20 protein-coding genes are annotated in these 24,352 nt (G+C 70.3%); 10 read left to right on the top strand and 10 right to left on the bottom strand.

The window, feature by feature from the left end:
• Positions 1 to 51 precede the first annotated feature (51 nt).
• Complete coding sequence (locus IE246_RS03365; protein ID WP_189987532.1) at positions 52 to 447, bottom strand: hypothetical protein; 396 nt, start codon at positions 445 to 447, stop codon at positions 52 to 54.
• Positions 448 to 579: 132 nt separating this feature from the next.
• Between IE246_RS03365 and IE246_RS03360 the strand changes: the two genes are divergently transcribed.
• The 4 genes from IE246_RS03360 to IE246_RS03345 all read left to right on the top strand — a co-directional run bounded on the left by IE246_RS03360 (position 580) and on the right by IE246_RS03345 (position 6,015).
• Positions 580 to 2,067: a tetratricopeptide repeat protein gene (locus IE246_RS03360; protein ID WP_189987531.1), complete on the top strand. Its 1,488-nt coding sequence runs from the start codon at positions 580 to 582 to the stop codon at positions 2,065 to 2,067.
• A 60-nt stretch (positions 2,068 to 2,127) separates the two neighbouring features.
• Positions 2,128 to 3,132 (top strand): thiamine pyrophosphate-dependent dehydrogenase E1 component subunit alpha, encoded by a 1,005-nt coding sequence (locus IE246_RS03355; RefSeq protein ID WP_373297847.1) that lies wholly within the window; start codon positions 2,128 to 2,130, stop codon positions 3,130 to 3,132.
• Entirely contained in the window at positions 3,132 to 4,109 is a 978-nt protein-coding gene (locus IE246_RS03350; RefSeq protein ID WP_189987529.1) for an alpha-ketoacid dehydrogenase subunit beta, read from the top strand. The genes IE246_RS03355 and IE246_RS03350 overlap by 1 nt, the downstream gene beginning before the upstream one ends.
• A 172-nt stretch (positions 4,110 to 4,281) precedes the next feature.
• A complete protein-coding gene (locus tag IE246_RS03345) occupies positions 4,282 to 6,015 on the top strand; it encodes a thiamine pyrophosphate-binding protein (RefSeq protein WP_189987528.1) in 1,734 nt (577 codons plus the stop codon).
• A gap of 151 nt (positions 6,016 to 6,166) precedes the next feature.
• On the opposite strand, the gene IE246_RS03340 is transcribed toward IE246_RS03345, so the two are convergent.
• On the bottom strand, positions 6,167 to 6,718 hold the full coding sequence (locus tag IE246_RS03340; protein ID WP_189987527.1) for a hypothetical protein: 552 nt from the start codon (positions 6,716 to 6,718) through the stop codon (positions 6,167 to 6,169).
• Positions 6,719 to 6,723: 5 nt separating this feature from the next.
• Complete coding sequence (locus IE246_RS03335) at positions 6,724 to 7,263, bottom strand: PAS domain-containing protein (RefSeq protein ID WP_189987526.1); 540 nt, start codon at positions 7,261 to 7,263, stop codon at positions 6,724 to 6,726.
• Between the two features lie 87 nt (positions 7,264 to 7,350).
• Here IE246_RS03335 and IE246_RS03330 point away from each other — a divergent pair, with 87 nt between their 5' ends.
• The 3 genes from IE246_RS03330 to IE246_RS03320 all read left to right on the top strand — a co-directional run bounded on the left by IE246_RS03330 (position 7,351) and on the right by IE246_RS03320 (position 10,953).
• Positions 7,351 to 7,656: a hypothetical protein gene (locus IE246_RS03330; RefSeq protein ID WP_189987525.1), complete on the top strand. Its 306-nt coding sequence runs from the start codon at positions 7,351 to 7,353 to the stop codon at positions 7,654 to 7,656.
• 77 nt (positions 7,657 to 7,733) lie between these two features.
• Positions 7,734 to 9,185 (top strand): amidase, encoded by a 1,452-nt coding sequence (locus tag IE246_RS03325; protein WP_189987524.1) that lies wholly within the window; start codon positions 7,734 to 7,736, stop codon positions 9,183 to 9,185.
• Positions 9,186 to 9,312: 127 nt separating this feature from the next.
• The gene (locus IE246_RS03320) at positions 9,313 to 10,953 is read left to right on the top strand and encodes a thiamine pyrophosphate-binding protein (protein WP_189987523.1); all 1,641 of its coding nucleotides are present in this window, start codon (positions 9,313 to 9,315) and stop codon (positions 10,951 to 10,953) included.
• 86 nt (positions 10,954 to 11,039) lie between these two features.
• On the opposite strand, the gene IE246_RS03315 is transcribed toward IE246_RS03320, so the two are convergent.
• The 6 genes from IE246_RS03315 to IE246_RS03290 form a co-directional block, all read right to left on the bottom strand.
• A complete protein-coding gene (locus IE246_RS03315; protein ID WP_189987522.1) occupies positions 11,040 to 12,950 on the bottom strand; it encodes a glycosyltransferase family 61 protein in 1,911 nt (636 codons plus the stop codon).
• 43 nt (positions 12,951 to 12,993) lie between these two features.
• Entirely contained in the window at positions 12,994 to 13,659 is a 666-nt protein-coding gene (locus IE246_RS03310) for an acetyltransferase (protein ID WP_189987521.1), read from the bottom strand.
• A gap of 483 nt (positions 13,660 to 14,142) precedes the next feature.
• Positions 14,143 to 15,264, bottom strand: coding sequence for a CaiB/BaiF CoA transferase family protein (locus IE246_RS03305; RefSeq protein WP_189987520.1), 1,122 nt, complete (start codon positions 15,262 to 15,264; stop codon positions 14,143 to 14,145).
• Entirely contained in the window at positions 15,264 to 16,421 is a 1,158-nt protein-coding gene (locus IE246_RS03300; RefSeq protein ID WP_189987519.1) for an acyl-CoA dehydrogenase family protein, read from the bottom strand. Before IE246_RS03300 ends, IE246_RS03305 begins: the two co-directional genes overlap by 1 nt.
• A gap of 18 nt (positions 16,422 to 16,439) precedes the next feature.
• Positions 16,440 to 17,021: a thiamine pyrophosphate-dependent enzyme gene (locus IE246_RS03295; protein ID WP_189987518.1), complete on the bottom strand. Its 582-nt coding sequence runs from the start codon at positions 17,019 to 17,021 to the stop codon at positions 16,440 to 16,442.
• Position 17,022: 1 nt separating this feature from the next.
• The gene (locus tag IE246_RS03290; protein WP_189987517.1) at positions 17,023 to 17,559 is read right to left on the bottom strand and encodes a thiamine pyrophosphate-binding protein; all 537 of its coding nucleotides are present in this window, start codon (positions 17,557 to 17,559) and stop codon (positions 17,023 to 17,025) included.
• Positions 17,560 to 17,665: 106 nt separating this feature from the next.
• Here IE246_RS03290 and IE246_RS03285 point away from each other — a divergent pair, with 106 nt between their 5' ends.
• Entirely contained in the window at positions 17,666 to 18,601 is a 936-nt protein-coding gene (locus tag IE246_RS03285) for a LysR family transcriptional regulator (RefSeq protein ID WP_189987516.1), read from the top strand.
• Positions 18,602 to 18,613: 12 nt separating this feature from the next.
• Here the strand turns inward: IE246_RS03285 and IE246_RS03280 are convergent, their stop codons facing one another.
• Positions 18,614 to 20,095 carry a tetratricopeptide repeat protein gene (locus IE246_RS03280; RefSeq protein ID WP_189987515.1) on the bottom strand — a complete coding sequence of 494 codons (1,482 nt, stop codon included), beginning with the start codon at positions 20,093 to 20,095 and terminating at the stop codon, positions 18,614 to 18,616.
• A gap of 196 nt (positions 20,096 to 20,291) precedes the next feature.
• Here IE246_RS03280 and IE246_RS03275 point away from each other — a divergent pair, with 196 nt between their 5' ends.
• Together IE246_RS03275 and IE246_RS03270 are read left to right on the top strand one after the other, a co-directional pair.
• A complete protein-coding gene (locus IE246_RS03275; protein ID WP_189987514.1) occupies positions 20,292 to 22,730 on the top strand; it encodes a S8 family serine peptidase in 2,439 nt (812 codons plus the stop codon).
• A gap of 24 nt (positions 22,731 to 22,754) precedes the next feature.
• Positions 22,755 to 24,352: S8 family serine peptidase (locus tag IE246_RS03270; protein ID WP_189987513.1), on the top strand; the 1,598-nt coding region annotated here is incomplete at its 3' end.

Raw genomic sequence — 24,352 nt, 5'->3', positions numbered from 1 at the left:
TCCCGGGCAAGCGCAGCGCGACCCGGGACCCGGCGGCCGGATCACCGGGCCCTACTCCGGGAACCGGCCGTCGAGCACCTGCCAGATCTGGTGCGGCTTGAGGTCCTGGACGACGACGATCCGCTGGTCGCCGCGCTCCATGATCGACAGCAGGGTGCCGCAGGTCTGCTGGCCGATGGTGATGTCGTACCAGCCGGCCCGCCTGATCCCGCCCTCGTCCTTGACGATGAGCGGCGGGCCGAGTTCGTCGCGGGCGTCCTCGATGTTCCAGTCCTCGACCTCGTCGCCGATGTCGCGGAGCGAGATGCCGCGCGTGGTCTCGCCGCAGGGCTGGCGCGGCTCGGCGCCGTACGGGGCCAGGCGGGCGAGCTCGGCGCGGTTCGAGCCGCAGCCGGCGAGCAGGCCGGCGAGAAGGGCGAAGGCGGCAAGCAGGCGGGTCGGCGGCATCTTCGGTCTCCGGTCGTCGGCGTCGTGCCCCGCTGCGACTCAAGCGCGTCGCGCCGCGCGGGGCAAGCCTCGGCCTTAACGTCACCGCCCGGCTGTGGCATCACGGGCGACCGCCACCCTTCGATCGGCCGAATGATCCGTTCCGCGCCCGTTCCGCCCGCCGTCGCCGCCGCCTACCGTCTGTATCAGGACGGGCGGGCCGATGCGGCCCTGTCGGCGTTGTCGGCAGACGCCGGAAAGGCGCTCGGCCACCCGGCCGGGCAGCTCCTTCTGGGAGCGCTCGAACTGGGCCGGCGCCGACCGGCCGCGGCGTTGCCCGCGTTCCGGCGGTCGGCGGTGCTCGATCCGGGTTTCGGCCGCGCCTACGGCAACGCCGCGGTGGCCCTGCGGCGCCTCAACCGCCTCGAACCCGCGCTCGCCGCCGCCCGGCGGGCGGTGCAGGTCGAGCCGGGGAGTGCGGCGGCGCACAACGCGATGGCCGCCGTCCTGCTGGACCTCGACCGTCCCGGCGAGGCGCTGGACGCCGCCGACGCGGTTCTGGCCGGGACACCGGGCGACGATCAGGCCGGGCTCAACCGCGGCCTGGCGCTGCACCGGCTGGGACGGCTCCAGGAGGCCCGGGCTGCGTTCGACGACGCGGTGCGGCGGCGTCCGGGCGATCCGGCGCCGGTCCATGCCCGCGGTTACCTCAGGCTGCTGCAGGGCGAGATGCCCGAGGGCTGGCGCGAGCGCGAGGCCCGCTGGTCGATGCCTGACCAGCCGCCGCTGCAGGCGGTGTCCGGCATTCCGCTCTGGGCCGGCGAACCGCTCGCCGGCCGGCGGCTGCTGGTGGTCGGCGACGAGGGTCGCGGCGACATGATCCAGTACCTCCGGTTTCTGCGCCGTCCCCCGTTCGACCGGGCGGCGGTAGTCCTGATGGCGCCGGCCTACATGGTCCGGCTGTTCGCGGCGGCGCTGCCGACCGTCGAGGTCCGGGCGTCCCGCCCCGACCGACCGGTGGACTTCCAGACCCCGCTGTCACGCATTCCAGCCATGCTGGGGACGTCGCTCGCGACCGTTCCCGCCGACATCCCCTACCTCGTGCCGGAACCCGAGCGGGTCGCGCACTGGCGTGCCCGGATCGGCGAGCGCGGTTTCCGGATCGCGCTGTGCTGGCAGGGCAACCCCGACAATCCGGTGGATCGCGGCCGATCGATCCCGCTTGCCGCGTTCGCGCCGCTGGCGGCGGTTCCCGGCGTCCGGCTGATCGCCCTGCAGGCGCGCCACGGTACCGAGCAGCTGGCGCGATTGCCGGCCGGCATGACGGTCGAGACCCTCGGCGACGACTACGACAGTGGTCCGGACTCGTTCGTCGACCCGGCGGCGGTGGCCGAGGCCGTCGACCTCGTGGTCTCGTCCGACACCGCGCTTGCGCACCTCGCCGGGGCGCTCGGCCGGCCGACCTGGGTGGCGCTGCGCAGAATCCCCGACTTCCGCTGGCTGCTCGACCGCGAGGACAGCCCCTGGTACCCGACCATGCGGCTGTTCCGGCAACGGACTGAGGGCGACTGGGCCGAGGTCATGCAGAGGATCGCCGGGGCGGTGCGCCACCGCTTGACCCCCCGTCGCGGCGCTTCCTAGACTTCGTTCGCCCGCATACAAGATCATACGAATTCAAGCGCGGGTGAGGGAGGAATGCCCGTGCCCGCGACCCAAGTGCCGCGCAATCTCGATATCGACCGTCTGCTGTCGCACCACCGCCTGATGTGGCGGATACGCGCCTTCGAGGAGGCGGCGCTCCAGGCCAACACCGAGAAGCTGGTCCTGGGCGCCATCCACCCGTCGATCGGGCAGGAGGCGATCGCCGTCGGCGTGTGCTGCAACCTGAACCGCGATGACATCCTGTCCTCGACCCACCGCGGCCACGGTCACACCCTGGCCAAGGGTGCCGACGCCACGGCGATGATGCGCGAGCTGCTGGGGCGCGAGGGCGGCACCAGCCACGGCAAGGGCGGCTCCATGCACATCGCCGACTTCGAGGTCGGCATGCTGGGCGCCAACGGCGTGGTCGCCGCCAACATCCACATCACCGCCGGCGCCGCCCACGCCATCAGGCTGCGCGGCGAGAACCGCGTCGCCTGCTCGATCTTCGGCGACGGTGCGATCAACCGCGGCCCGTTCCTGGAGGGCCTGAACTGGGCCAAGGTGTTCGAGCTGCCGGCGCTGTTCGTGTGCGAGGACAACGGCTTCGCCTCGACCACGCGGACCGCCGCCATGACCGGCGGGCCGGGGCCGGCGGCCCGGGCCGAAGCGCTCGGCGTGCCGGCGGTCGAGGTCGACGGCAACGACGTGATGGCGGTCGACGAGGCGGCGCGCGAGGCGGTGGCGGCGATCCGTGCCGGCGGCGGTCCACGTTTCATCGTCGCCAAGACCTACCGGCTGACCGGCCACACCGCCGCCGACGCCGCCCCGTATCGCCCGAAGGACGAGGTCGACGAGGCCTGGCGGCACGAACCGATCGCGCGCCTCGCCCAGGTGCTCGCCGATGCCGGCGTGAAGGGCGCGGTGCTGGCCGGCCACGAGCGCGACGCCAGGGAGGAGATGGACGCGGTCTACGCCGACGCCAAGGCGGCGCCCTGGCCGCCGCTGTCGCGCGGATACGAAGACGTGCAGGACGCGGGCGACCCGCGCCAGGGAGCGTTCTGATGGCGACGATGACCTACGGCGAGGCCGGCAAGCAGGCCCTGGCGGAAGAGATGCGGCGCGACCCGCTGGTCTGGGCGGTCGGCGAGGACCTCGGGCGCGGCGGCGTGTTCGGCCAGTACAAGGGACTGGTCGAGGAGTTCGGCCCCTTGCGGATCTCCGACGCGCCGATCTCCGAGGCGGCGATCCTGGGGGCCGCGGTCGGGGCGGCGATGACCGGCACCCGGCCGGTGGTCGAGATGCGGTTCGCCGACTTCGCGCTGTGCGCGGTCGACGAGCTGATCAACCAGGCCGCCAAGGCGCGGTTCATGTTCGGCGGCCAGGCACGAGTGCCGCTGGTGGTGCGCGAGCCGATGGGCATGTGGCGCTCCTCGGCCGCCCAGCACTCGCAGTCGCTCGAGGGCTGGTACACCCACATCCCCGGCCTGGTGGTGGTCTGCCCGTCGACCCCGGCCGACAACAAGGGGCTGCTGAAGGCGGCGATCCGCTCCGACGACCCGGTCGTGTACTTCGAGCACAAGAACATGTGGGCGCTGGAAGGCGAGGTGCCGGACGGCGACGTGACCGTCCCGTTCGGGGTCGCCCGCACCGCGCGCGAAGGCCGCGACCTGACCATCGTGTCGTGGTCGGCGACCGTGCACGCCGCCACCAAGGCGGCCGAGACCCTGGCCGGCGAGGGCATCGAGGCCGAGGTGATCGACCTGCGCACGCTCTGGCCGTGGGACAGGGAGGCGGTGTTCGCCAGCGTCGCGAAGACCGGCCGGCTGATGGTCGCCCACGAGGCGGTGCAGGTCGGCGGCTTCGGCGCCGAGGTGGCGGCCACCGTGGCCGAGCACTGCTTCAAGGACCTGAAGGCGCCGGTGAAGCGCCTCGGATCGCCGCGCGTGCCGATCGCCTACGCGCCGCCGCTCGAGGACATGCTGCGCGTCACCCCCGAGAAGATCGCCGAGGCGGCGCGGGCGGTGGTTTCGGAGAGCTAGCGCCGGCCGTTCACCCCTCCACCCTCATCCCGGACGCCGCCAGGCGAGCCGGGACCCATGGGGAGGGGAAGGCGACAGGTAGGTCCCGGATCGGCCGACGGCCGTCCGGGATGAGGAACTGGGATACAACGGCAGGCTCCCGCCGCCGAACGAAGGACATGAGAGGACTTCCATGCCGACCAACGAGATGACCGGGGGCGAGGCGCTCGCCCGGATGCTGCAGGCCTTCGAGGGCGGGCCGATGTTCGGCATGGGTGGCTTCCAGCTGCTGCCGTTCTACGACGCCGCCCGCCGCATGGGGCTGAAGCACTACCTGATCAACGACGAGCGCTGCGGCGCCTTCGCCGCCGACGCCTACGCCAAGGTGACCGGCCGGGTCGGGCTGTGCGACGCCACCCTGGGCCCGGGCGCCACCAACCTGGTGACCGCGCTGGTCGAGAGCCTGAACGCCGGGGTGCCGGTGGTGGCAATCGTCGGCGACACCCACCGCCTGCACTCCTGGAAGAACATGACCCAGGAGAGCCGGCAGCTCGACATCCTGCGGCCGGCGGTCAAGGAAGTGATCCGGGTCGAGTACATCGAGCGCATCCCCGAGCTGGTGCGCCGGGCCTTCGCGGTCGCCACCTCCGGCCGGCCGGGGCCGGTGGTGCTGGACGTGCCCGAGGACGTCTGCCACGCCACCTATCCATTCGACGAGGAGGAGTTCGTCGTCGACCCGATCCACCGCGCGGCCCCCTCGCTGCGGGTCCGGCCGGACGCCACCGCCCTCGACACCGCGGTCGACATGCTGAAGGCGGCGGAGCGGCCGCTGATGCTGTGCGGCGGCGGCATCCACATCAGCCGTGCCGCCGAGGCGGTGACGGCATTCGCCGAGGCGACCAACATCCCGGTCGCCCACACCATGAGCGGCAAGGGCGCGGTCGCCTGCACCAGCCCGCTGTCGGCCGGCCTGTTCGGCCGCTACGACCGGATCGCCAACAAGCTGATCGAGGAATCCGACCTGCTGTTCGTGGTCGGCTGCAAGCTCGGCGAGATCGCCACCAAGCGCTACACCGTGCCGCCCAAGGGCAAGACGGTGATCCACCTGGACATCGTCGCCGAGGAGATGGGCCGCACCCTGACCCCGGCGCTCAGCCTGTGGGGCGACGCCCGCGCGACCCTCGACGAGATGCGCGCCGCACTCGCCGGCAGCGGCATGAAGGAGAAGCTGGCCGGCTGGGCCGGCGACGTGCCGAAGCGGATGGCGGCGTGGCGCCAGGACGTCGACGCGCGCCTGACCTCCGAGGAGCGGCCGATCAACATGGCGCGGCTGATGCACGAGCTGAACCTGAACCTGCCGGCCGACGCCACCCTGGTGGCCGACGGCGGCTTCGCGGCGCATTGGGGCGGGCTGCTGTACGACACCAAGCAGCCGGGCCGCGGCTTCGTGCCGGACCGCGGCTTCGCCTCGATCGGCTACGGCGTGCCGGGCGGCATCGGCGCGGCGCTGGGCGCGGCCCACGACAAGCTCGGCCCGGTGGTGGCGCTGACCGGCGACGGCGGCTTCAACATGGTGATGGGCGAGCTCGAGACCGCCCGGCGGCTCGGCCTCGCCTTCACCGTGATCGTCGTCAACAACGCCGCTTCCGGCTACGTGAAGGCCCTGCAGCACCTGATGTACGGCGAGGGCGCCTACCAGTCCTCCGACCTCGCCGAGACCAACTACGCGACCGTGGTTGAGGCCTTCGGCTGCAAGGGCATCCGGGTCGAGCGCCCGGAGGAGCTCGGGCCGGCGCTGCAGGCGGCGATGGCCGAGAAGGGCCGCCCGACCCTGCTCGACGTGGTCGTCACCCGCGATCCGGCGAAGATGCTGCCGGCGGTCGACAACCGCACGGTGCAGGTGAAGAAGGGCGACCGGGTGGCTTGAGGGTCGCCCGTCGCTTGGTGGGTCCCGGAGCCGCCCCGGATCGGGTCCGGGGCTCTCCGGGATGACGGGTGATGGTTAGGCGAGGTCGGTGGACTCTTCTCGCTGTCGTCATCCCGGAGACGCGCAGCGGGCTCCGGGATCCACCAGCCGCCTACGACACCAGACAACTCTCGCCCCGTCCGGTATCCGCCCGGCTGTCGGGCTCGAACGGGGCCGAGCGCTCGACCTCGCTTCCGTCGGGGCCGGCGAACACCGCGTTGACCCGGCCGCCGGCGATCTCGGCGCCGTCGACCCAGGTCTGGGTGCCTTCGGGCAGGGTGTCGTCCAGGTCGATGGTGAACAGGAAGCGCTCGCCGGGGTCGAAGCGGGCGAAGGCGACGGTCAGCAGGCTGTCGCCGTCGGTCACCTCGGTGTGCCCGACGGCGACCGCGGTGCCGCCGGCCTGGGCATAGGGCCGCCAGCTGCTGACCCCGGCGCCGCTCTCGGACACGTCGAAGATCAGCCGGCCGGCGCTGGCGCGCAGGTCGATCTCGACCCGCCGCACGGTCCAGCCGGGCTCGCTGGCGTTCATCAGGATGAAATGGTCCGAGACGTCCTCGACGAAGTCGACGATCAGCTGCGGCCCGCAGGGATCGGCCCGGGCCACCGCGGTCATGGCCAGAAAAAGAAGCGCGGCGATCCGCAGGCTCATCGGTCCGGCCATTCCGGTTACCCGCAGCTCAGCTTGGCACCGTCGCCGACCGGCGGTCCCCGGTGCACTTCGATCATGCCGTCGGCATCGGCGTGGGCCGAGCTCGCGGTCGCCAGGCGGAGAACCATCATGCCCCCGAAGACGAAGCGGACACACCCGTCGGGGCCTGCCACCGGCAGGAGCAGGCGCCCGCTTTCCCTGTGCTCGTGCCCGATCGGGGTCAGCCGCGCCCGGTAGTAGATGGCGCGCGGGACGCCGACGCATTCCTGGTACAGCGCGACGCGACTGCGGCCGAGCACCGGGTCGAGCATGCCCTCGAGGTACTGCCCTGTCGGCTCGTAGCCCAGTTCCTCGACGAAACACGTGCCGGCCAGTCGGCAACGGAACCGTCCGTCGACTTCGTGCTCGTAGATGAAGGCATGCGGCAGGGCTTCCGCCGGCAGATCGAGCATGTCCATCTCACCGCGGTCCGGCAAACGCCGTCCCTCGCCGCTGCGAGCCCACCAGACGCGGTAGAGCTCCCGCAGGGGAGTCTCGTGGATCAAGCCTGCCAGCATGGGCACCCTCCCGCGAGTTCTTCGCCGGACAACGGAGGCTAGCGTATCTTCGGGCCCGGCACCACGCAGGCAGGGGCGGAGGGCGGGATGCGCATCGGATCGGCGGTCGCGATCGGGGTCTTCGTCGTCGGGCTCGGCCTCGTGGTCACGGACGTGCTGGTCAACGGCTTCGGCTTCGAGCCGATCCGCTACCTGCTGCTCTACCTGCTGATGGCCGGCTGCATCGACCTGCTGGACCAGGGCCTGCGGAGCGGTTGGCTGATCGTCCCGCATGGCCGGTTGAGCCGGGCGACCCAGCCGGTCGCCTACTGGAGTTTCGCGGTGCTGTACCTGGTGCTGTTCCCGGCCGTCATCCTGGGCGCCATGGGAATGCAGGCGGAGACGCTGTTCTGAACAGCCCGGCCCGCGACCGCGATTGACCGCCTGCCGCCGCCTTGCTTCAGTTCCCCGCAACCTGGAGGGAGGACGGCATGGCGAGCGGCGACGAACTGGTGCGGCTGACGGCCCGCGAGGCGGTAAGGCTGCTGGAAGCGGGCGAGGTGTCGCCGCTGGAGCTGATCGACGCCGCGGCCGCGCGGATCGAGGCGGTCGAGCCGGCGATCAACGCGCTGCCGACCCTGTGCCTCGACCGGGCCCGCGAGTTCGCGAGGAAACTGCCGACGACCCGGCCGGATGGCGGGCGGGGCTGGCTGGCCGGGCTGCCGGTCGCCATCAAGGACCTGATGGACGTCGAGGACGTGCGCACCACCTACGGCTCGCCGATCCACGCCGACCACGTGCCGACCGCCTCGCACCCGCTGGTCAAGCGGATCGAGGCCCGCGGCGGGGTGGTGATCGCCAAGTCCAACACCCCGGAGTTCGGGGCCGGCGGCAACACCTACAACGAGGTATTCGGCAAGACCCGCAATCCCTGGAACACCGCGCTGACGCCGGCCGGGTCGACCGGCGGCGGGGCGGCGGCGCTGGCGGCCGGAGAGGTCTGGCTGGCGCACGGCTCCGACCACGGCGGCTCGCTGCGCGGCCCGGCGTCCTTCACCTCGACGGTCGGCCTGCGCCCGAGCCCCGGCCGGGTCACCCGCGGCACCGCCAACAACCTGTTCAGCCCGAGTTCGGTCGAGGGGCCGATGGCGCGCAACGTGCCGGACATCGCGCTGTTCCTCGACACCATGGCCGGCCTGTGCCCGCACGATCCGCTGACCCGCCTGGCCCCGGCCCGCGGCTATGCCGACACCGTCGACGCCGCGCTCGCCGAGAACAAGGCGTGGTGGCCGAAGCGGGTGGCCTGGACGCCCGACCTCGGCGGATCGGCGCCGGTCTCCAAGGTGGTGCGGGCGGTCTGCGAGGCGACGGTCCGCAAGCTCGAGGGCGCCGGCGTGACCGTCGAGGCGGCCTGCCCGGAGGTCGGCGACATCGGCGAGGCCTTCCAGATCCTGCGTGCCATGATCTTCGTGGTCACCCACGGCGAGCGGCTGAAGACCCACCGTCCCATGATCAAGCCGGACATCATCTGGAACACCGAGAAGGGGTTGAAGCAGACCCCGGAGCAGGTGGCCTGGGCCGAGCGCGAGCGCGCCGCCTTCTATCGCCGCCTGGTGGCGTTCTTCGACACCTACGACCTGCTGCTGCTGCCGACCAGCGTGGTGCCGCCCTACGACGTCAACAAGACCCACATCGACGAGGTCGACGGCGTGAAGTTCGACAACTACATCGCCGCCTCGATTACCACCTCGTCGATCACCCTGAGCGCCTGCCCGGCAATCAGCATCCCGGCCGGCTTCACCGAGGACGGCCGCCCGGTCGGCCTGCAGATCGTCGGCAAGCCGCACGACGAGGCCGGCCTGCTGGCCGCAGCGGCGCTGCTGGAGGAACTGACCGGGTTCTCCAAGCTGCTGCCCATCGACCCGCGCGCCGGGACGGCGTAGAAAACCCGTCCGGAGGGCCGTCGCGGCCCTGCGGTTCCTGCCTTTCGCCGGAGTCCTCCGGCGCATCCCCGAGACGACGCATCCCCGAGACGACCCGACCGTTCGGTCACCACAGGAGAGTTCGAGCATGGAAGCAGGCGCAGCCCTGGTCGAGGCGCTGGTCGATGCCGGCGTGGATACGGCCTTCACGGTTCCGGGCGAGAGCTTCCTGCCGGTGGTCGAGGCGCTGCGCCACCAGCGCAACCGCATCCGCCTGGTGTCGGTCCGCCACGAGGCCGGCGGCGCGTTCGCGGCGCACGGCTACGGCGTGCTGACCGGCAGGCCGGCGGCGGTGTTCGTCAGCCGCGGCCCGGGGGCGACCAACGCCTCGATCGGCCTGCACGCGGCCCAGCAGGACTCGGTGCCGCTGGTGCTGTTCATCGGACAGATCCGCTCCTACGCCCGCGGCCGCGAGGCGTTCCAGGAGATCGACGCCACCGCCGCGTTCGGCTCGATGACCAAGGCGGTGCTGGAGCCGTCGTCGCCGGCCGATTTGCCGGCGCTGGCCCGGCGTGCGGTCGAGATCGCGGTCGAGGGCCGGCCGGGCCCGGTCGTCGTCACCATGCCGCGCGACTTCGGCGACGGCGAGGTGCCGGTCCCGGCCGAGCTCGGGCCGGTGGTGCGGCCGGCGGTGGTCGCCGACGCCGCGTCGCTCGACGCCCTGGTCGCCGCCCTCGGCGAGGCGAAGCGGCCGGTGATCGTGGCCGGTGAGCTGGCCCGCCGCCCGGAGGCGCGCGAGCCTCTGGCCGCGTTCGCCGCGGCCCTCGGCGCGCCGGTGCTGGCGGCCTATCGCTGCCAGGACGTGATCGACAACGAGCTGCCGGCCTATGCCGGGCACCTGGAGATCAACCCGGTCCCGTACCAGGCCGAGGCGGTCGCCGCATCCGACCTGCTGGTGGTGCTTGGGAGCCGGCTCGACGGCATCACCAGCCGCGAGGAGGCGATGGTGAAGGGCAAGCGGCTGGCGCATGTGCATCCCGACGCGGTGGTGCTGGCCCGCTTCGGTGCCGCGGTCCCGGTGCAGGCCGACGTGGCGCCCACCCTGGAGGCGATCACCGCGCGGCTGCCGGCGGCGCCTGCCGACCGGCTGGCGTGGCGCGACGGGCTGCATGCTCATTACCTGGCGTTCTCGACCCCCGGCAATGTCAACATCCACGGCGAGATGGACCTGTCGAAGATCGCCGCGGCGATCCGCGAGACCCTGCCCGACGACGCGGTGCTGGTCACCGACGGCGGCAGCTTCGCGCGCTGGTTCCACCGCTACCTGCGCTTCACCCGGCCGCAGACCCAGGGCGGCTCGCCCAGCGGGGCCATGGGCTGCGGGGTGCCGGGGGCGATCGGCGCGGCGCTGGCGACCAACGACGGCCGCCCGGTGGTGGCGTTCGTCGGCGACGGCGGATTCATGATGAACGGCCAGGAGCTGTCGACGGCGGTGCGCGAGGGCGTGCCGATCAAGGTCGTGCTGTGCGACAACGAGGTGCACGGCTCGATCCTGAAGGGCCAGCTCGACCGCTACGGCGACGAGTCCTCTTTTGCCACCCGCATGGGCAGCCCGGACTTCGAGCTGATCGCCCGCGGCTACGGCGCCGCCGCCTGGACGGTTCGCAGCATGGACGAGTGGCGGCCGGCCTTCGCCGCCGCGCTGGCGCACGAGGGGCCGGCGCTGATCCGTCTGATGTTCGACGCCCGCGACATCGCCCCCTACGGCAACGAGAAGGACGCGGTGTAGGGGCTTGGTCCCGGCCTGTGATGGATCGGGAGGCCCCGTAGCGATCTGGCCGTATCATGGGCGTGGCCTGCCATCATATGCCGGCACTAAGAATCCAGGGCCCACTCGACGGCTTGGAAGAGCGACGTCAGATCGGCCTCGTAGGAGGTGCCATCCGCGCCGTCGTGGGCCTCCACTACGCGCGACGGCACCTGCATCACCTGATGGCCAAGCAGAGCGTATCGTGCGGCGGGCGTCGCGACCTTGGTCCGGATCTCCACGATCCGCTTCTGGCCGAAACAGAACCACAGATTGAAGAGCGCACTGCCGTGCGGCGCGACGATGACGTCTGCGGTTTCGAAAGCGGAAACCTGCTCGTGGAACGGCAGTTCCTCCGGGCGGAGTATCTGAAAATCCTGGGCGGCCAGTCGCTCGACGATCGCGGCCTCATTGGTCAGGGGCCGGGCCGCGGTATGCGGTCGGGCCACGTAGATGCGCCGCGGCCCCTCGCATCTGCGTGGTCTCGGAAGCTCGGCGCGGAACGCTTCGGCGAGATTGGCGGCCACCAGCCCATGCGGCGCTTCTTCGAACACATCGAGTCGGCCGACGGACACGCCGACCCGATTCTCCGTGAAGACGAGAGATGACGACGGGTACCCACAGTAGTTCAATATTTCTTCCTGAAATTGATACTTTACGGTTGGTAAAATAATCTTCGATTCTTGAAAGTGTTTTTTATCGTAAACGGACAGTCGGAAAATTCCATTGATGATAAAGTGGCCAAAATTGTGAAGGTTGCCGAGGCCCGAAAGAAGAACCGCCGAGTCGACATGCCGGGACTCGAACGTTCTCAGGGCCGCGGCATGGTCCGTCGACGACAGCACCTCGCTATGGTGGTGCAACTGGAAGGGGTCGATCGCGTATCCGGACCGGTTCACCTGGTTGGCGAACTCGTACTCGAGAAGTGCATCATCTCCGAACAAGACCAGACCGGTGGGAGTGACGGTGGCGTTGGCGAACCGGGCCCGCACGACCGGTTCGTTGTTCCACCGGAAGCGACAGCGATGGCGGGGATGGCGCGGAACCTCCCTCGGCCGCTCACGCTCGATGCCGGTGACCTCGCGGCTGCGTGGATCGCGCCGGTAGCCGACGAACTCGGAGCCGTCGCTTTCCAGGACCGTCTCGGTGGCGGGAGCGGGCCGGACAAATCGGACCTGGACCGGCGGGGCCACGAGACGAGCCCTGGCGGGATCCTCCTCACAAGCCATCAGAACGACCGCCGCGGCCAATCGCTCGGATGCGGCACTCGCGCGGGCGACCAGGGACCGGTGCTCGATTCCTCCCCATCGGTCACGGTAGCCCTCGCTCAGCGCGCAGGTGATGACGGCGAGGGGGACTTCGGGGTTGTCTCGATGGAAGGGATTCAGGCGCTGCAACATGAACAGCCCCATCCGCAGGGCCAGCGGCCATGATATGTCCGGCGGCAGGGACCGGTCGCCGCCCCGCAGATTTCCAAGCTTGACCGAACAGCTCATCGCACCTTCGGACAAGTTGAAGAACAATATCAACATCGACGCCAGCGCGGGGCTGAGCCGGGCCAGCAAGCTCGAATCGACCACCAGCCGCAAAATAATCGAGGACGACAAGGCTAAAGGGCCAATACACTTACTGACGGAATCGTTCTCGGATCTTGAGTAGCAAGAAAGAAATCGACTGAAAAACGAGTCTCTGCCCTGGTGCCCATCCATGAGGCCGACGAGCAGCAGGAACAGGCCAAGCCGGCGGCAGGACGGGGAACCGTTGCCTGCCGACAGGAGAGTGACGACGATCATCCTTGCCGTCCGGCCCCGGTTCGGTCCTCGACCTTCGGCGATGGCCTTCACACCCTCCAGGATCGCCGGCATCGACCGGGTGGCGCACAATCGGCGGACAGCGCTTTCGACCGTCTCTCCGGTTTCCGGGTCCGGGTCATGCGAAAGCAGTCTTGCCACTTGGAAAGGAAAGTCCGACAGGGTCATCACAGGGCAAAGCGCTCGACGTCGCGATCGGGACCAGCCTGTCTCAAAGACGCCACAGATCGCGGCTCGACACCGCCGCAGGTTCGGCGGCCGGTCCCCTGAATACCGAGAAATCCGGCGCGTCGTTCAGCAACAGGCAACCCGCGCCGACTATGCAGTGTCGGCCAATCCGGACGTGGTCCCGTATCGTCGCGTTTGCGCCGATGAAGGTCCCGCGGCCGACCGAACTCTGGCCGGCGACCACGGCGCCGGCGCCCAGCAGGCAGTCGTCCTCGATCACGACGTGATGGCCGATGTAGGTGTTCGCGACCAGCATCACGTTGGCCCCGAGGCGGGCGAACGGCTGGATCGTATTGCCGCTGCCAATGAAGCAATTCGGGCCGCAGGAGAAACCCGGAAAGGTCGTCGCATGCGAACTGACGTAGGACGTGAGCGAATAGCCCTTCTCCGTCGCCTCGCTGCATTTCCGGGCCCTCAAGCGGTTGACGTCCGCCATGCCGACTGCGATCAGCATCTCGTGTTCCTCGGGCGGGAACCGTTCCTGGATATCCTCGAACGGAACGACCGGCAGCCCGTGGAACTCGGACTTCTCTAGATAGGCTTTGTCCACCGTGAAGCCGGCAACCCGGCGGCCCGCGTCCTGCGTCAGGCAGAACCAGGCCAACTCGGCGATGTCGCCGGTGCCGAACAGCACCACAGGCTTGCTCATTTCCCCCCTCCCGACCATCAAGCATTGAGAGTGACCTGCCCTCCATTAGTCCCTCAAGGATAATGAGAGCCTCGGCCTGCCGGAGCCGAGAGCCGTCTTTGGATCACCTGGGGCCGGAGCTTCCGGGCTCTGTCACCACGGCAGGCGGTGGCGCCGTGCCGTTCGTCTCCAAGCGGGCACGTCGTCACGGCTGTGCGGCGATTTCATTCGTCGCACCCGCCCAAGGGGACGGCCGCTCTGTCTCGCCGTCAATGCGCCGGACAAGATGAACGCTTCACGCCTGGGCACGTCATCGGGCCGGGCCTCCGGTGAGCCCCAGAACAAGACGGACTACAGCGATCGGGCGCTCGGTCCCGCGGCTTCCCCGCCCCCGCCGGGATGGACCCTTGTGCGGCGGGAGTTGGCCCGGTCGTCGTCGACTTCAACGGGGCAGGTTCGATTGCTGCAACTGACACGGTCCGGATCAACCAATGCGTCTTGACCCTAGGCCTTCGACAGTGTCCGGTGCTCGCCGACCGCGGGCACCGGGCCGTACTGGCGCGGGGCATCGACGACGATCGGCGCCGGGGCCGGGTAGGAGACCGGGCCGGCCGGGGTGTCGACGGTGATCCGGCGCAGGTGCGGATGGTCCGACAGGGCGGCCATGTCGTTGACCTTGGCGAACGCGATGTCGGCGCGGTCCAGCAGCCGCTCCAGCTCCGCGGTGTCGTGCGCCGCGAACACCGCGCCGACCATGGCGTCGGTCTCCGGCCGGTTGCGGACCCGCGCGACGTTGGTGGCGAACCGCTCGTCGGTGACCGCGTCCTCACGGGCCAGCACCTGGCGGCACAGGCTCGCCCACTCCCGCTCGCTCTGGATCGAGATCAGGATGGCGCCGCCGTCCCGGGTCGGGAACGCGCCGTAGGGCGCGATCGACGGGTGGGCGAGGCCGACCCGGCGCGGCGACTTGCCGCCTTCGTGGTTGAGCAGCGGCACGGTCAGCCAGTCGGCCATCACGTCGAACATCGAGATCCGGATGTCCGCACCCTCGCCACCGATCGAGCGGGCGATCAGCGCCTCCAGGATGGCGGCGTGGGCGGTGGCGCCGGTCGCGATGTCGACCACCGAGAGCCCGACCCGCGACGGCTCCGACGGGCCGCCGGTGATCGAGCACAGCCCCGATTCCGCCTGGATCAGCAGGTCGTAGGCCTTGCGCTGGGCGAGCGGGCCGCTGTCGCCGTAGCCGGTGATCGAGCACACCACCAGCCGCGGGTTGCTGCGGCGGAGATCCGGGATCGGGAAGCCCAGGCGCTCGATGGCGCCGGGCTTGAGGTTCTGGACCAGCACGTCGGCCTGGCCCAGCAGCTCCCCCAGCACCCGCTTGCCGTCGGTCGAGGCGAGGTCGAGGACGATCGACTCCTTGCCGCGGTTCAGCCACACGAAATAGCTGCTCTGGCCCTTTGCGACGTCGTCGTAGCCGCGCGCGAAGTCGCCCTCCGGCCGCTCGATCTTGATCACCCGGGCGCCGGCGTCGGCCAGCCGCGCGGTGCAGAATGGGGCGGCCACCGCCTGCTCGAGCGCGATGACGGTCAGGCCTTCCAGGGGCAGGCGCGCAGCTTGCGGCATTAGAACGACCTCGGCAGGCCGAGCACGTGCTCGGCGACGTAGCTGAGGATGAGATTGGTCGAGATCGGCGCCACCTGGTAGAGCCGGGTCTCGCGGAACTTGCGCTCGACGTCGTACTCGCTGGCGAAGCCGAAGCCGCCGTGGAACTGGATGCAGGCGTTGGCCGCCTCCCAGGACGCCTTGGCGGCCAGGTACTTGGCCATGTTGGCCTGGGCGCCGCAGGGCTGGTGGGCGTCGAACAGCCGGCAGGCCTCGAAGCGCATCAGGTTGGCGGCCTCGATCTCGATGAAGCTCTCGGCGATCGGGAACTGCACCCCCTGGTTCTGGCCGATCGGCCGGCCGAACACGGTCCGCTCCTTGGCGTAGGCGGTGACCTTGTCGACGAACCAGTAACCGTCGCCGATGCACTCGGCGGCGATCAGGGTGCGCTCGGCGTTCAGCCCGTCGAGGATGTAGCGGAAGCCCTGGCCTTCTTCGCCGATCAGGTTCTCCGCCGGGATCTCCAGGTTGTCGAAGAACAGCTCGTTGGTCTCGTGGTTGACCATGTTCGGGATCGGCCGGACGGTCATGCCGCTGCCGATCGCCTCGCGCAGGTCGACGATGAAGATCGACATGCCCTCGGACTTGCGCTTGACCTCGGCGAGCGGGGTGGTGCGGGCCAGCAGGATCATCAGGTCGGAGTGCTGGACCCGCGAGATCCAGACCTTCTGGCCGTTGACCACGTAGCGGTCGCCCTTGCGCTCGGCCTTGGTCTTGATCTTGGTGGTGTCGGTGCCGGTGGTCGGCTCGGTCACCCCCATCGACTGCAGGCGCAGCTCGCCGCTGGCGATCTTCGGCAGGTACAGCCGCTTCTGCGTCTCCGAGCCGTGCCGCAGCAGGGTGCCCATGTTGTACATCTGGCCGTGGCAGGCGCCGGAGTTGCCGCCCGAGCGGTTGATCTCCTCCATGATCACCGAGGCCTCGGCCAGCCCCAGGCCGGAGCCGCCGTATTCCTCGGGGATCAGCGCGGCCAACCAGCCGGCCTTGGTCAGCGCGTCGACGAACGCCTCGGGATAGCCGCGCTTCTCGTCGACCCCGCGGTGGTACTCCGGGGGGAACTCGGCACACAGCGCCCGGACGGCCTCGCGGATCTCGCCGTATTGGTCGGCAGCGGTCATCGGTTCCTCCGTGGGCGGTCAGATCGTCGCCAGGCCGAGGGCGGCCCGGAAGCGGTTCTTCACGTGCACGCCGTCGCGCGGCGGCAGGACGCGCGGCAGCTCGTCGGCCGCGATCTTGATGCTGGCGAACGTGGTGCCGCTCCTCGCGTGGATGCGCTCGCGCAGTGCCGCCACGCCGTCCATGTCGGTCACCACGCCGGTCCACGGGAAGTTGGCGGCGGCCGCGAACCGGGACAGCTCGATGCCGCGGCCGGTGTGGCTGGCCTGCATGCCGGTCTCGCCGTAGTGGCCGTTGTCGAGCACGGCGATGGTCAGGTTCGGCGGCAGCTTCTGGCCGATCGACGCCAGCGCACCCAGGCCCATCAGCATCTCGCCGTCGCCGGTCAGCACCAGGACCGGGCGTTCGCGCCGGGTCATGGCGAGGCCGAAGCCGACCGTCGCGGCACTGCCCATGGCGGCCCAGAGGTAGTAATTGCCGTCGTGGTCGCCGGCCGCGAAGGCGTCGTAGCTGGCCGAGCCGAGCCCGGTGACGACCAGCAGGTCGCCGCGATCCTGGAGGAGCGTCGCCGCGACGGTGCGGCGGTCGAGAGCAGCGTTCATCTCACTTCACCCACTTCTTTTCGCCGATCAGGCTCTGGCCGAGCAGCACGGCGCAGGCCTCGCCGCCGTTGAACGCCATGGTCGCGGCGCCGTGCACCAGGCGCCGGATGTCGGCCGGGTGGTCGGCCCGCCAGGTCCGCACCCCCATCAGCTTCAGCGCCGCCTCGGTGGCCTGGCCCATCAGGTTCTGCCAGGGATTGAACTCGGCCCAGTCGCCCCGCATGGTCACCAGCATCAGCAGCGGGAACCGGGTCATGGTCTGCAGCGCCAGGGTGTTCAGGCAGTTGCCGACCCCGCTCGACTGCATCAGCAGCGCCCCGCGCTCACCGCCGAGCCAGGCGCCGGCGAGGTAGCCGATGCCTTCCTCCTCGGTGGTCAGGGCGACCGACACGATGTCGTTGTCCTGTTCGGCGCCGCGGATCGCGGCGGCGTGCCCGGCGTCGGGCACGTAGACCACGTGCTTCACGTCGAAGCTCTTGAGGGTCGGCAGGATCTCGTCCTGCCATGACGGGGCCTGCACGGCCGGCATCGCGGTCATCTCGCCTCCACATGGTCCGAACTGCGGCGGGGTCCGGCTTACCGGGCGGTCGAGAGAAACACGAGAAGCATATTTCTTATTCAGATATGCCGTTATTATCTAGCTCATGGATCTCCGGCAGCTCAGGACATTCCTGCAGGTCGCGGAGCTCGGCAGCCTCAGCCGGGCGGCCGACCGGCTGCACGTCGCCCAGCCGGCGCTCGGCCGGCAGATCCGCCTGCTGGAGGACGAGCTCGGGGTCCGGCTGTTCGCGCGCCACGGCCGCGGCATGGTGCCGACCGCCGCCGGCCAGATCCTCGCCGAGCGGGCCACCGCGATCCTGCGGCTGGTCGAGGACACCCGCGCCGAGGTCTCGGCCGAGCGCGGGGCGGTCAAGGGCACCGTCAGCCTGGGCGTGCCGCCGACCGCCGGCGAGGTGATCGCCGGGCGTCTGGTCGAGCGGTTCCTGCGCGACTATCCGGAGGTGACGGTGCGCGTCGTGCCTGCCTTCAGCGGCTATCTCCTCGACATGCTGCAGCGGGGCGATCTCGACCTCGCGGTGATGTACGAGACCGGGGCGACCCGCCATGTCCGCTCCGAGCCGCTGATCGAGGAGACCCTGTTCCTGATCGGCTCGCGCGCCTCGGGCCTCGGCCCGGACCGGGCGACGCCCTTCGCCGCCCTGGCCGGGCTGCCGATGATCCTGCCGGGGCCGCGGCACGGGCTGCGGACCCTGCTGGAACGCCAGGCGGCGGACCTCGGCATAGGCCTGCGAGTGACGGTCGAGGCGGACTCGCTGCAAACCCTCAAGGACCTCGTCGCGCGCGGGCTCGGCCACACCGTCCTGCCGCTGGCCGCGGTCGACGCGGAGCGGAAGGCGGGCTCGTTGCGCACCGCCCCGATCGAGGGCCCGACGCCGACCCGCAAGCTGGTGCTGACCCGCTCTCTGGTCCGGCCGGCCACCAACGCCGTGCGGATCTTCGCCGACACGCTGCTGGCGGAGACGGCGGACATGGTGCGCGAAGGCGCCTGGCAGGGCACCCGGCTGCTGGCCGACGGCTGACGGGGCGGGCGGCTACTTCCCGCCCTCGCCGAACAGCATGGTGATGTTGATCCGGCGGTTCTCGAACCCCGGCTTGAACCGGAACACGTCGGTCTCGTGGATCAGCCGGCTGTCGAACAGCAGCGCCCGGTTGGCGCGGTGCGGCACCCGGATCACGTCGGTACGGCGTTCGCCGAGATAGTCGTAGATGAAGTCGGCCGAGGTCGTGTTGTAGGTCCGGAAGTCCCATTCCGGCGGGGCCGCCTTGCGGTACACCAGCAGGCCGCCGGTCTCCGGGTCCAGGTTGGCCTCGTCCACGGTGATCCAGAAATTCATGTTCACGGCCGCGAAGTCGGCGTGCGGGTTGATGCCGACCATGCCCTGGTCGTAGCTGTAGGCCCAGATCACCCGCGCCGGCAGGCCGCCCAGCACCCGGGGCAGGCGGGCCCGCAGCTCCTCGGCGATGCGCACGACCAGCGGGTCGTTGAAGCCCTCCCGGAAATACGCCCCGAGATAGCCGGCGCCCTTGATCTGGTGCCAGAAGGTGGAGGCGCGGCAGACCCGGCGGAGCGCCGCCAGCGCCGCGTCGGTCAGCACGCCGTCGACGGTCACCGCACGCGGATCGCCGGCCAGGAACGCTTCCTCCATCGCCGGCCAGTCGACCGCGTCCGACAGTGCCGGCCGGTCGCCCCAGTTCGACGGCTCCAGCCGGACGAACCGGCCGTAGCTGCGGGCGATCGGCGCGAACCGGTCCTCCGGCAGGGTGAAGCTGATCGCCGCGCGTTCGTCGTCGCTCAGCCCGTCGAGCACCGCCTGATAGGCCTCCGGCTCGCCGGCGAGGTCGTCGGGCAGCAGGCTGCGGTCGCGCAGCCAGCGCAGCTGGTCGCGGTCGTGCTCCAGCCGGTGCTTGCAGGTCAGGCGCGAGATCGGCCGCACCGGCTCGGTCGGCAGGGCGGGCAGCGGGTCGGTGCCAGCCCGTCCATCCTGGTTGGCTGGCCGGCCGCGCAGCAGACGGCCGTGCCGGCGGTAGGCGGCGGCCGCGTCGGCCAGCCGGCCGTCCTCCATCAGCACGACCCCCAGATTGTACCAGAGGTCCGGATCGACCGGCGCCAGGGCGGTGGCGATCCGCAGGGCGGCGGTCGCGAGGCGACGTCTGCCGGCCTGGCTGGCGGCGAGACCCAGGGCGGCGTAGGGCCCGGCGCCGGGCGCCAGCAGGGCCGCCCGCCGCAGCGGTTCGACGGCGTCGGCATGGTGCTCCAGGCGACGCCGGGCGGTGCCGAGATTGGCGTGCAGGGCGGCGACCCACGGCATCTTCGCGGCCGCCTGCGCCAGCAGCTCCGCGGCCCGGCTGGCGTCCCCCCGCTGCAGGGCCAGCACCCCGAGCTGGGCGAGGGCGGCCGGCGTGCCCGGTGCGCCGGCGAGGATCGCGGCATAGGCCCGCTCCGCCTCGGCCCGGTGGCCCTGCGACAGGAGGCTTGCCGCGTCGGCTAGTGCGGCTTGAAGCGCGTCGGTCATGGCCGGGTTCCTGTGCGGTCGGTCTGGCAGCGGGATACTCGCCCAGGACGGCCGGCAGCGGGAGTCCGCAGCGTCGCGGTGCACCGTCCGTCTCAAAGTTTCGCCCGTCCGTCTCAAACTCCGCCGCCGCCGTTGACCCGGGCCGGGCGTCGCATAGGTATGTTCCCGGGAGCGACCTGTGACGGGGAGAGGGGCCGTGACCTTCACGCCAAGCGATCCGCTGTTCGGCGATCAGTGGTACCTGCGCAACACCGGCCAGTCGGGCGGAACCGCCGGGATGGACATCCGGGTCGACGGCGCCTGGACGGATTATACCGGCGACGGGGTCCGGGTCGTCGTGGTCGACGACGGGGCGTTCCACCAGCACCAAGATCTCGCCGGGAACTACGATGCGAGCGTCGACTACAACTTCGTGACGAACGTCGACGACGGCATGGCGGTGGCCGGCGAATACTCGCACGGGACCCAGGTCGCCGGGTTCATCGCATCGACGCAGGACACCGCCGGGATCGTCGGCGTCGCGTTCGACGCGACGTTCACGGCGTATCGGGTGACCGACGACGGAGGGGACTTCATCGGGCTCGACGAGGGCTTTCCTGCCACAGGCGCTTTCGACATCAGCAACAACAGCTACGGCAACGAGATATTCTCGCAGGACGCGGTGCTTCTCGCCGGGGCCGAGGACACGGCGACCTTCGGGCGGGACGGGCTCGGAACCGTGCACGTCTTTGCGGCCGGCAACGAGCGCTACGAGACCATCCTGTCGACATACGGCGGCCTGCAGAATTCGCCCTATCAGATGAACGTTGCCGCGACCGACGACGACGGCCGGATCGCGGCCTTCTCCACGCCCGGGGCCAACGTCTTCCTGGCGGCACCTGGAACCGGGGTGCTCGGCCTCGACGGCCTCGACAGCTTCGGGTACGACCTGACCAAGGGCACGTCGTTCTCGGCGCCGATCGTCTCGGGCGTCTCCGCCCTGGTGCTGGAAGCAAATCCGGAACTCGGCTACCGGGACGTCTTCGAGATCCTCGGGTACTCAGCCTACGATACCGGCGGCGCGCCGCTCACGGCCGAGGACATCTACCAGGATGCCTTCGGCTCCAGCACGATCCCCGACGATTTCTCCGATGAAGTGACCGACGCCTTCGAGCGGGCTGCGGACCTCGTGACCAGCTATCCCTGGACGACGGTCACCAACGGGGCGGTCGACTGGAACGGCGGCGGCCTGACGGTCAGCCACGATTTCGGCCTCGGCCAGGTCGACGCCCGGGCGGCGACCCGGCTGGCGGAGACCTGGAATGCCGACGCCCACACCGCCGCCAACCTGACGGTGCTGGACAGCACGGTGGACTCGCCGCAGGCGATCCCGGACGGCGATCCGGCCGGCATCGGCCAGACCGTGACCGTCACCCAGGACATCCGGGTCGAGTCGGCGGTGGTGCAGGTCACGCTCCCGCATGGCGACATCGGCGACCTGCGGATCGAGCTGGTTTCGCCCCGGGGCACCACCAGCTACCTCGTCTACAACCCCGACTACGACATCTACGGGATCCTGGGGCGCGGACCGCTGCCCGACGAGTTACTGGCAAACGGCACGTTCCTGGCGAGCGGCGACACCGCCGACCTGATGACCACCCAGGTGTACGGCGAGAGCTCGCTCGGCGACTGGACGCTGCGGGTGGCCGACACCGCGACCGGCACGACCGGCACCCTGGAGAGCTGGACCTTGTCGCTGTACGGCGGCGAGCAGACGGCCGACGACCGCTACGTCTATACCGACCAGTACGGCGAGCTGTCGGCCGACGAGACCTCCCGGGCGGTGCTGACCGACACCGACGGTGGCATCGACACCCTGAACGCGTCGGCGGTCTCCGGCGACGTCGCCATCGACCTGACGGCCGGCGGAACCATCGACGGCGCGGCGGTCGCGATCGCCGACGGCACGGCTATCGAGAACCTGTACACCGGCGACGGCAACGACACCCTGACCGGCTCGGCGGCGGCCAACCACCTGATCGGCGGGCGCGGCGACGACCGGCTCTCGGGCGCTGCCGGCGACGACACCATCGACGGCGGCCGGGCGCTCGACGTCGCCATCTTTTCCGGCGACAGCGGAGGCTATGTGCTCACCGCGAACGCCGATGGCACCGTCTTGCTGACCGGTGCCGACGGCAGCGACACCCTCGAGAACGTCGAGGTGCTGGGGTTCGACGACGGCTACACCGCGGTCGCGGTGCCTTCGGAGTTGTCGGACATCGGCTTCGATGCGGCACTGTATCTGGCGATGAGCCCGGACCTGGCGGCGGCCGGCTACACCGTCGACACCGCCTACGCTCACTATCTGGCCTTCGGGGCCGACGAGGGCCGGGCGGCCAACGCGTTCTTCGACAGCGCCGGCTACCTCGCCGACAACCCGGACGTGGCCGCCTCCGGGGTCAACCCGCTGCAGCATTACGCGGAGTTCGGCTGGCAGGAGGGCCGCGACCCGTCGGCGTTCTTCGACACCGATCTCTATCTGGCCCTGAACCCGGACGTCGCGGCGGCCGGCGTCAATCCGCTCGACCACTTCCTGCGCGCCGGCATCGCCGAGGGCCGAATGGCCCAGGCAGCCGCCGACTGGGTCGGCGCCTGAGGCAAGGCCAGGGGGAGAGGCGCGATGTCGCTGGCCGTCGTCGAGCCGCTGTTCGACCAGCAATGGTACCTGAAGAACACCGGGCAGTCCGGCGGCACCGCCGGCATGGACGTCCGGGTCGACGGCGCCTGGACCGACTACACCGGCGTCGGCGTCCGGGTCGTCGTCATCGACGACGGGGTGTTCTACGACCACCCGGACTTGGCCGCCAACTACGATACATCCGTCGACCGGAACTTCGTGACGGGAGCCGACGATGCTGTCGCAGCTTCCGGCGTCTACTCCCACGGGACCCAGGTCGCCGGTTTCGTCGCGGCGCCGTTGAACGGCGCAGGCGTCGTGGGTGTCGCCTACGATGCGACGTTCACCGGCTATCGCGTGGCGTCCGAGACCAACGGCCTGTTCGACGCCGATGCGATCGTGGGCGCGCTCTCCGCGGCCGGCGACTTCGACGTCTCGAACAACAGCTTCTATTCCTACTCCTTTGACGAGACGCCGGGAGTCCCATCCGCCATGGAGCTTCTGGCAACGGATGGTCGGGATGGACTCGGCACGGTCAACGTCTTCTGTGCCGGCAACTCGCGCACGGAACTCATGCTGTCGACCTACGGCGAACAGCAGAACTCGCCGTACCAGATCAACGTCGCGGCGACCGACGACGATGGCCGGATCGCGGTGTTCTCATCGCCGGGGGCGAACGTCTTCGTCACGGCGCCGGGCGATCAAGTCATCGGCAACGACGGCATGCAGGTACCGGCGTTCGACCTTACGCTCGGCACCTCGTTCTCGGCGCCCATCGTCTCCGGGGTGGCCGCCCTGGTTCTCCAGGCGAATCCCGGTCTGGGCTATCGCGACGTCGCCGAGATCTTGGGCTACTCGGCTTACGATACCGGTGGGGCGCCGCTAACCGAGAGCGATGTCTACCGGGTCATCTTCGGCTCCGCGACCATCCCGGACGACTCCGATCCGGAACGAGCCGCGGCTGCAGAATCCGCAGCCGATCAGATCACCCGCTATCCCTGGACGACGGTCACCAACGGGGCGGTCGACTGGAACGGCGGCGGGCTGACGGTCAGTCACGACTTCGGCCTCGGCCAGGTCGACGCGCGGGCGGCGACCCGGCTGGCGGAGACCTGGAACGCCGAGGCTCACACCACCGCCAACCTGACGGTGCTGGACAGCACGGTGGACTCGCCGCAGGCGATCCCGGACGGCGATCCGGCCGGCCTCGGCCAGACCGTGACCGTCACCCAGGACATCCGGGTCGAGTCGGCGGTGGTGCAGGTCACGCTCCCGCATGGCGATATCGGCGACCTGCGGATCGAGCTGGTTTCGCCCCGGGGCACCACCAGCTACCTCGTCTACAACCCCGACTACAACGTTCTGAACGTGCTTGATCCCCGGGGTGCCGTGCCGGACGACGTCTTCGAGATGGGGACGTTTCTGAACAGCGGCGACTCGACGTCGCTGATGACCACCCAGGTGTACGGCGAGAGCTCGCTCGGCGACTGGACGCTGCGGGTGGCCGACACCGAGGCCGGCACCACCGGCACCCTGGAGAGCTGGACCTTGTCGCTGTACGGCGGCGAGCAGACGGCCGACGACCGCTACGTCTATACCGA

This window comes from Thalassobaculum fulvum, from assembly GCF_014652915.1.
GTDB lineage: Bacteria > Pseudomonadota > Alphaproteobacteria > Thalassobaculales > Thalassobaculaceae > Thalassobaculum_A > Thalassobaculum_A fulvum.
The sequence above is the reverse complement of the archived record's forward strand: the minus strand, read 5'-3'. Positions and strand labels throughout refer to the sequence as shown.

Excerpts from the sequence above, each read along its gene's own strand:
- IE246_RS03365 (WP_189987532.1), bottom strand. The coding sequence starts at position 447 with ATGCCGCCGACCCGCCTGCTTGCCGCCTTCGCCCTTCTCGCCGGCCTG.
- IE246_RS03360 (WP_189987531.1), top strand. The coding sequence starts at position 580 with ATGATCCGTTCCGCGCCCGTTCCGCCCGCCGTCGCCGCCGCCTACCGT.
- IE246_RS03350 (WP_189987529.1), top strand. The coding sequence starts at position 3,132 with ATGGCGACGATGACCTACGGCGAGGCCGGCAAGCAGGCCCTGGCGGAA.
- IE246_RS03345 (WP_189987528.1), top strand. The coding sequence starts at position 4,282 with ATGCCGACCAACGAGATGACCGGGGGCGAGGCGCTCGCCCGGATGCTG.
- IE246_RS03340 (WP_189987527.1), bottom strand. The coding sequence starts at position 6,718 with ATGGCCGGACCGATGAGCCTGCGGATCGCCGCGCTTCTTTTTCTGGCC.
- IE246_RS03335 (WP_189987526.1), bottom strand. The coding sequence starts at position 7,263 with ATGCTGGCAGGCTTGATCCACGAGACTCCCCTGCGGGAGCTCTACCGC.
- IE246_RS03330 (WP_189987525.1), top strand. The coding sequence starts at position 7,351 with ATGCGCATCGGATCGGCGGTCGCGATCGGGGTCTTCGTCGTCGGGCTC.
- IE246_RS03325 (WP_189987524.1), top strand. The coding sequence starts at position 7,734 with ATGGCGAGCGGCGACGAACTGGTGCGGCTGACGGCCCGCGAGGCGGTA.
- IE246_RS03320 (WP_189987523.1), top strand. The coding sequence starts at position 9,313 with ATGGAAGCAGGCGCAGCCCTGGTCGAGGCGCTGGTCGATGCCGGCGTG.
- IE246_RS03315 (WP_189987522.1), bottom strand. The coding sequence starts at position 12,950 with ATGACCCTGTCGGACTTTCCTTTCCAAGTGGCAAGACTGCTTTCGCAT.
- IE246_RS03310 (WP_189987521.1), bottom strand. The coding sequence starts at position 13,659 with ATGAGCAAGCCTGTGGTGCTGTTCGGCACCGGCGACATCGCCGAGTTG.
- IE246_RS03305 (WP_189987520.1), bottom strand. The coding sequence starts at position 15,264 with ATGCCGCAAGCTGCGCGCCTGCCCCTGGAAGGCCTGACCGTCATCGCG.
- IE246_RS03300 (WP_189987519.1), bottom strand. The coding sequence starts at position 16,421 with ATGACCGCTGCCGACCAATACGGCGAGATCCGCGAGGCCGTCCGGGCG.
- IE246_RS03295 (WP_189987518.1), bottom strand. The coding sequence starts at position 17,021 with ATGAACGCTGCTCTCGACCGCCGCACCGTCGCGGCGACGCTCCTCCAG.
- IE246_RS03290 (WP_189987517.1), bottom strand. The coding sequence starts at position 17,559 with ATGACCGCGATGCCGGCCGTGCAGGCCCCGTCATGGCAGGACGAGATC.
- IE246_RS03285 (WP_189987516.1), top strand. The coding sequence starts at position 17,666 with ATGGATCTCCGGCAGCTCAGGACATTCCTGCAGGTCGCGGAGCTCGGC.
- IE246_RS03280 (WP_189987515.1), bottom strand. The coding sequence starts at position 20,095 with ATGACCGACGCGCTTCAAGCCGCACTAGCCGACGCGGCAAGCCTCCTG.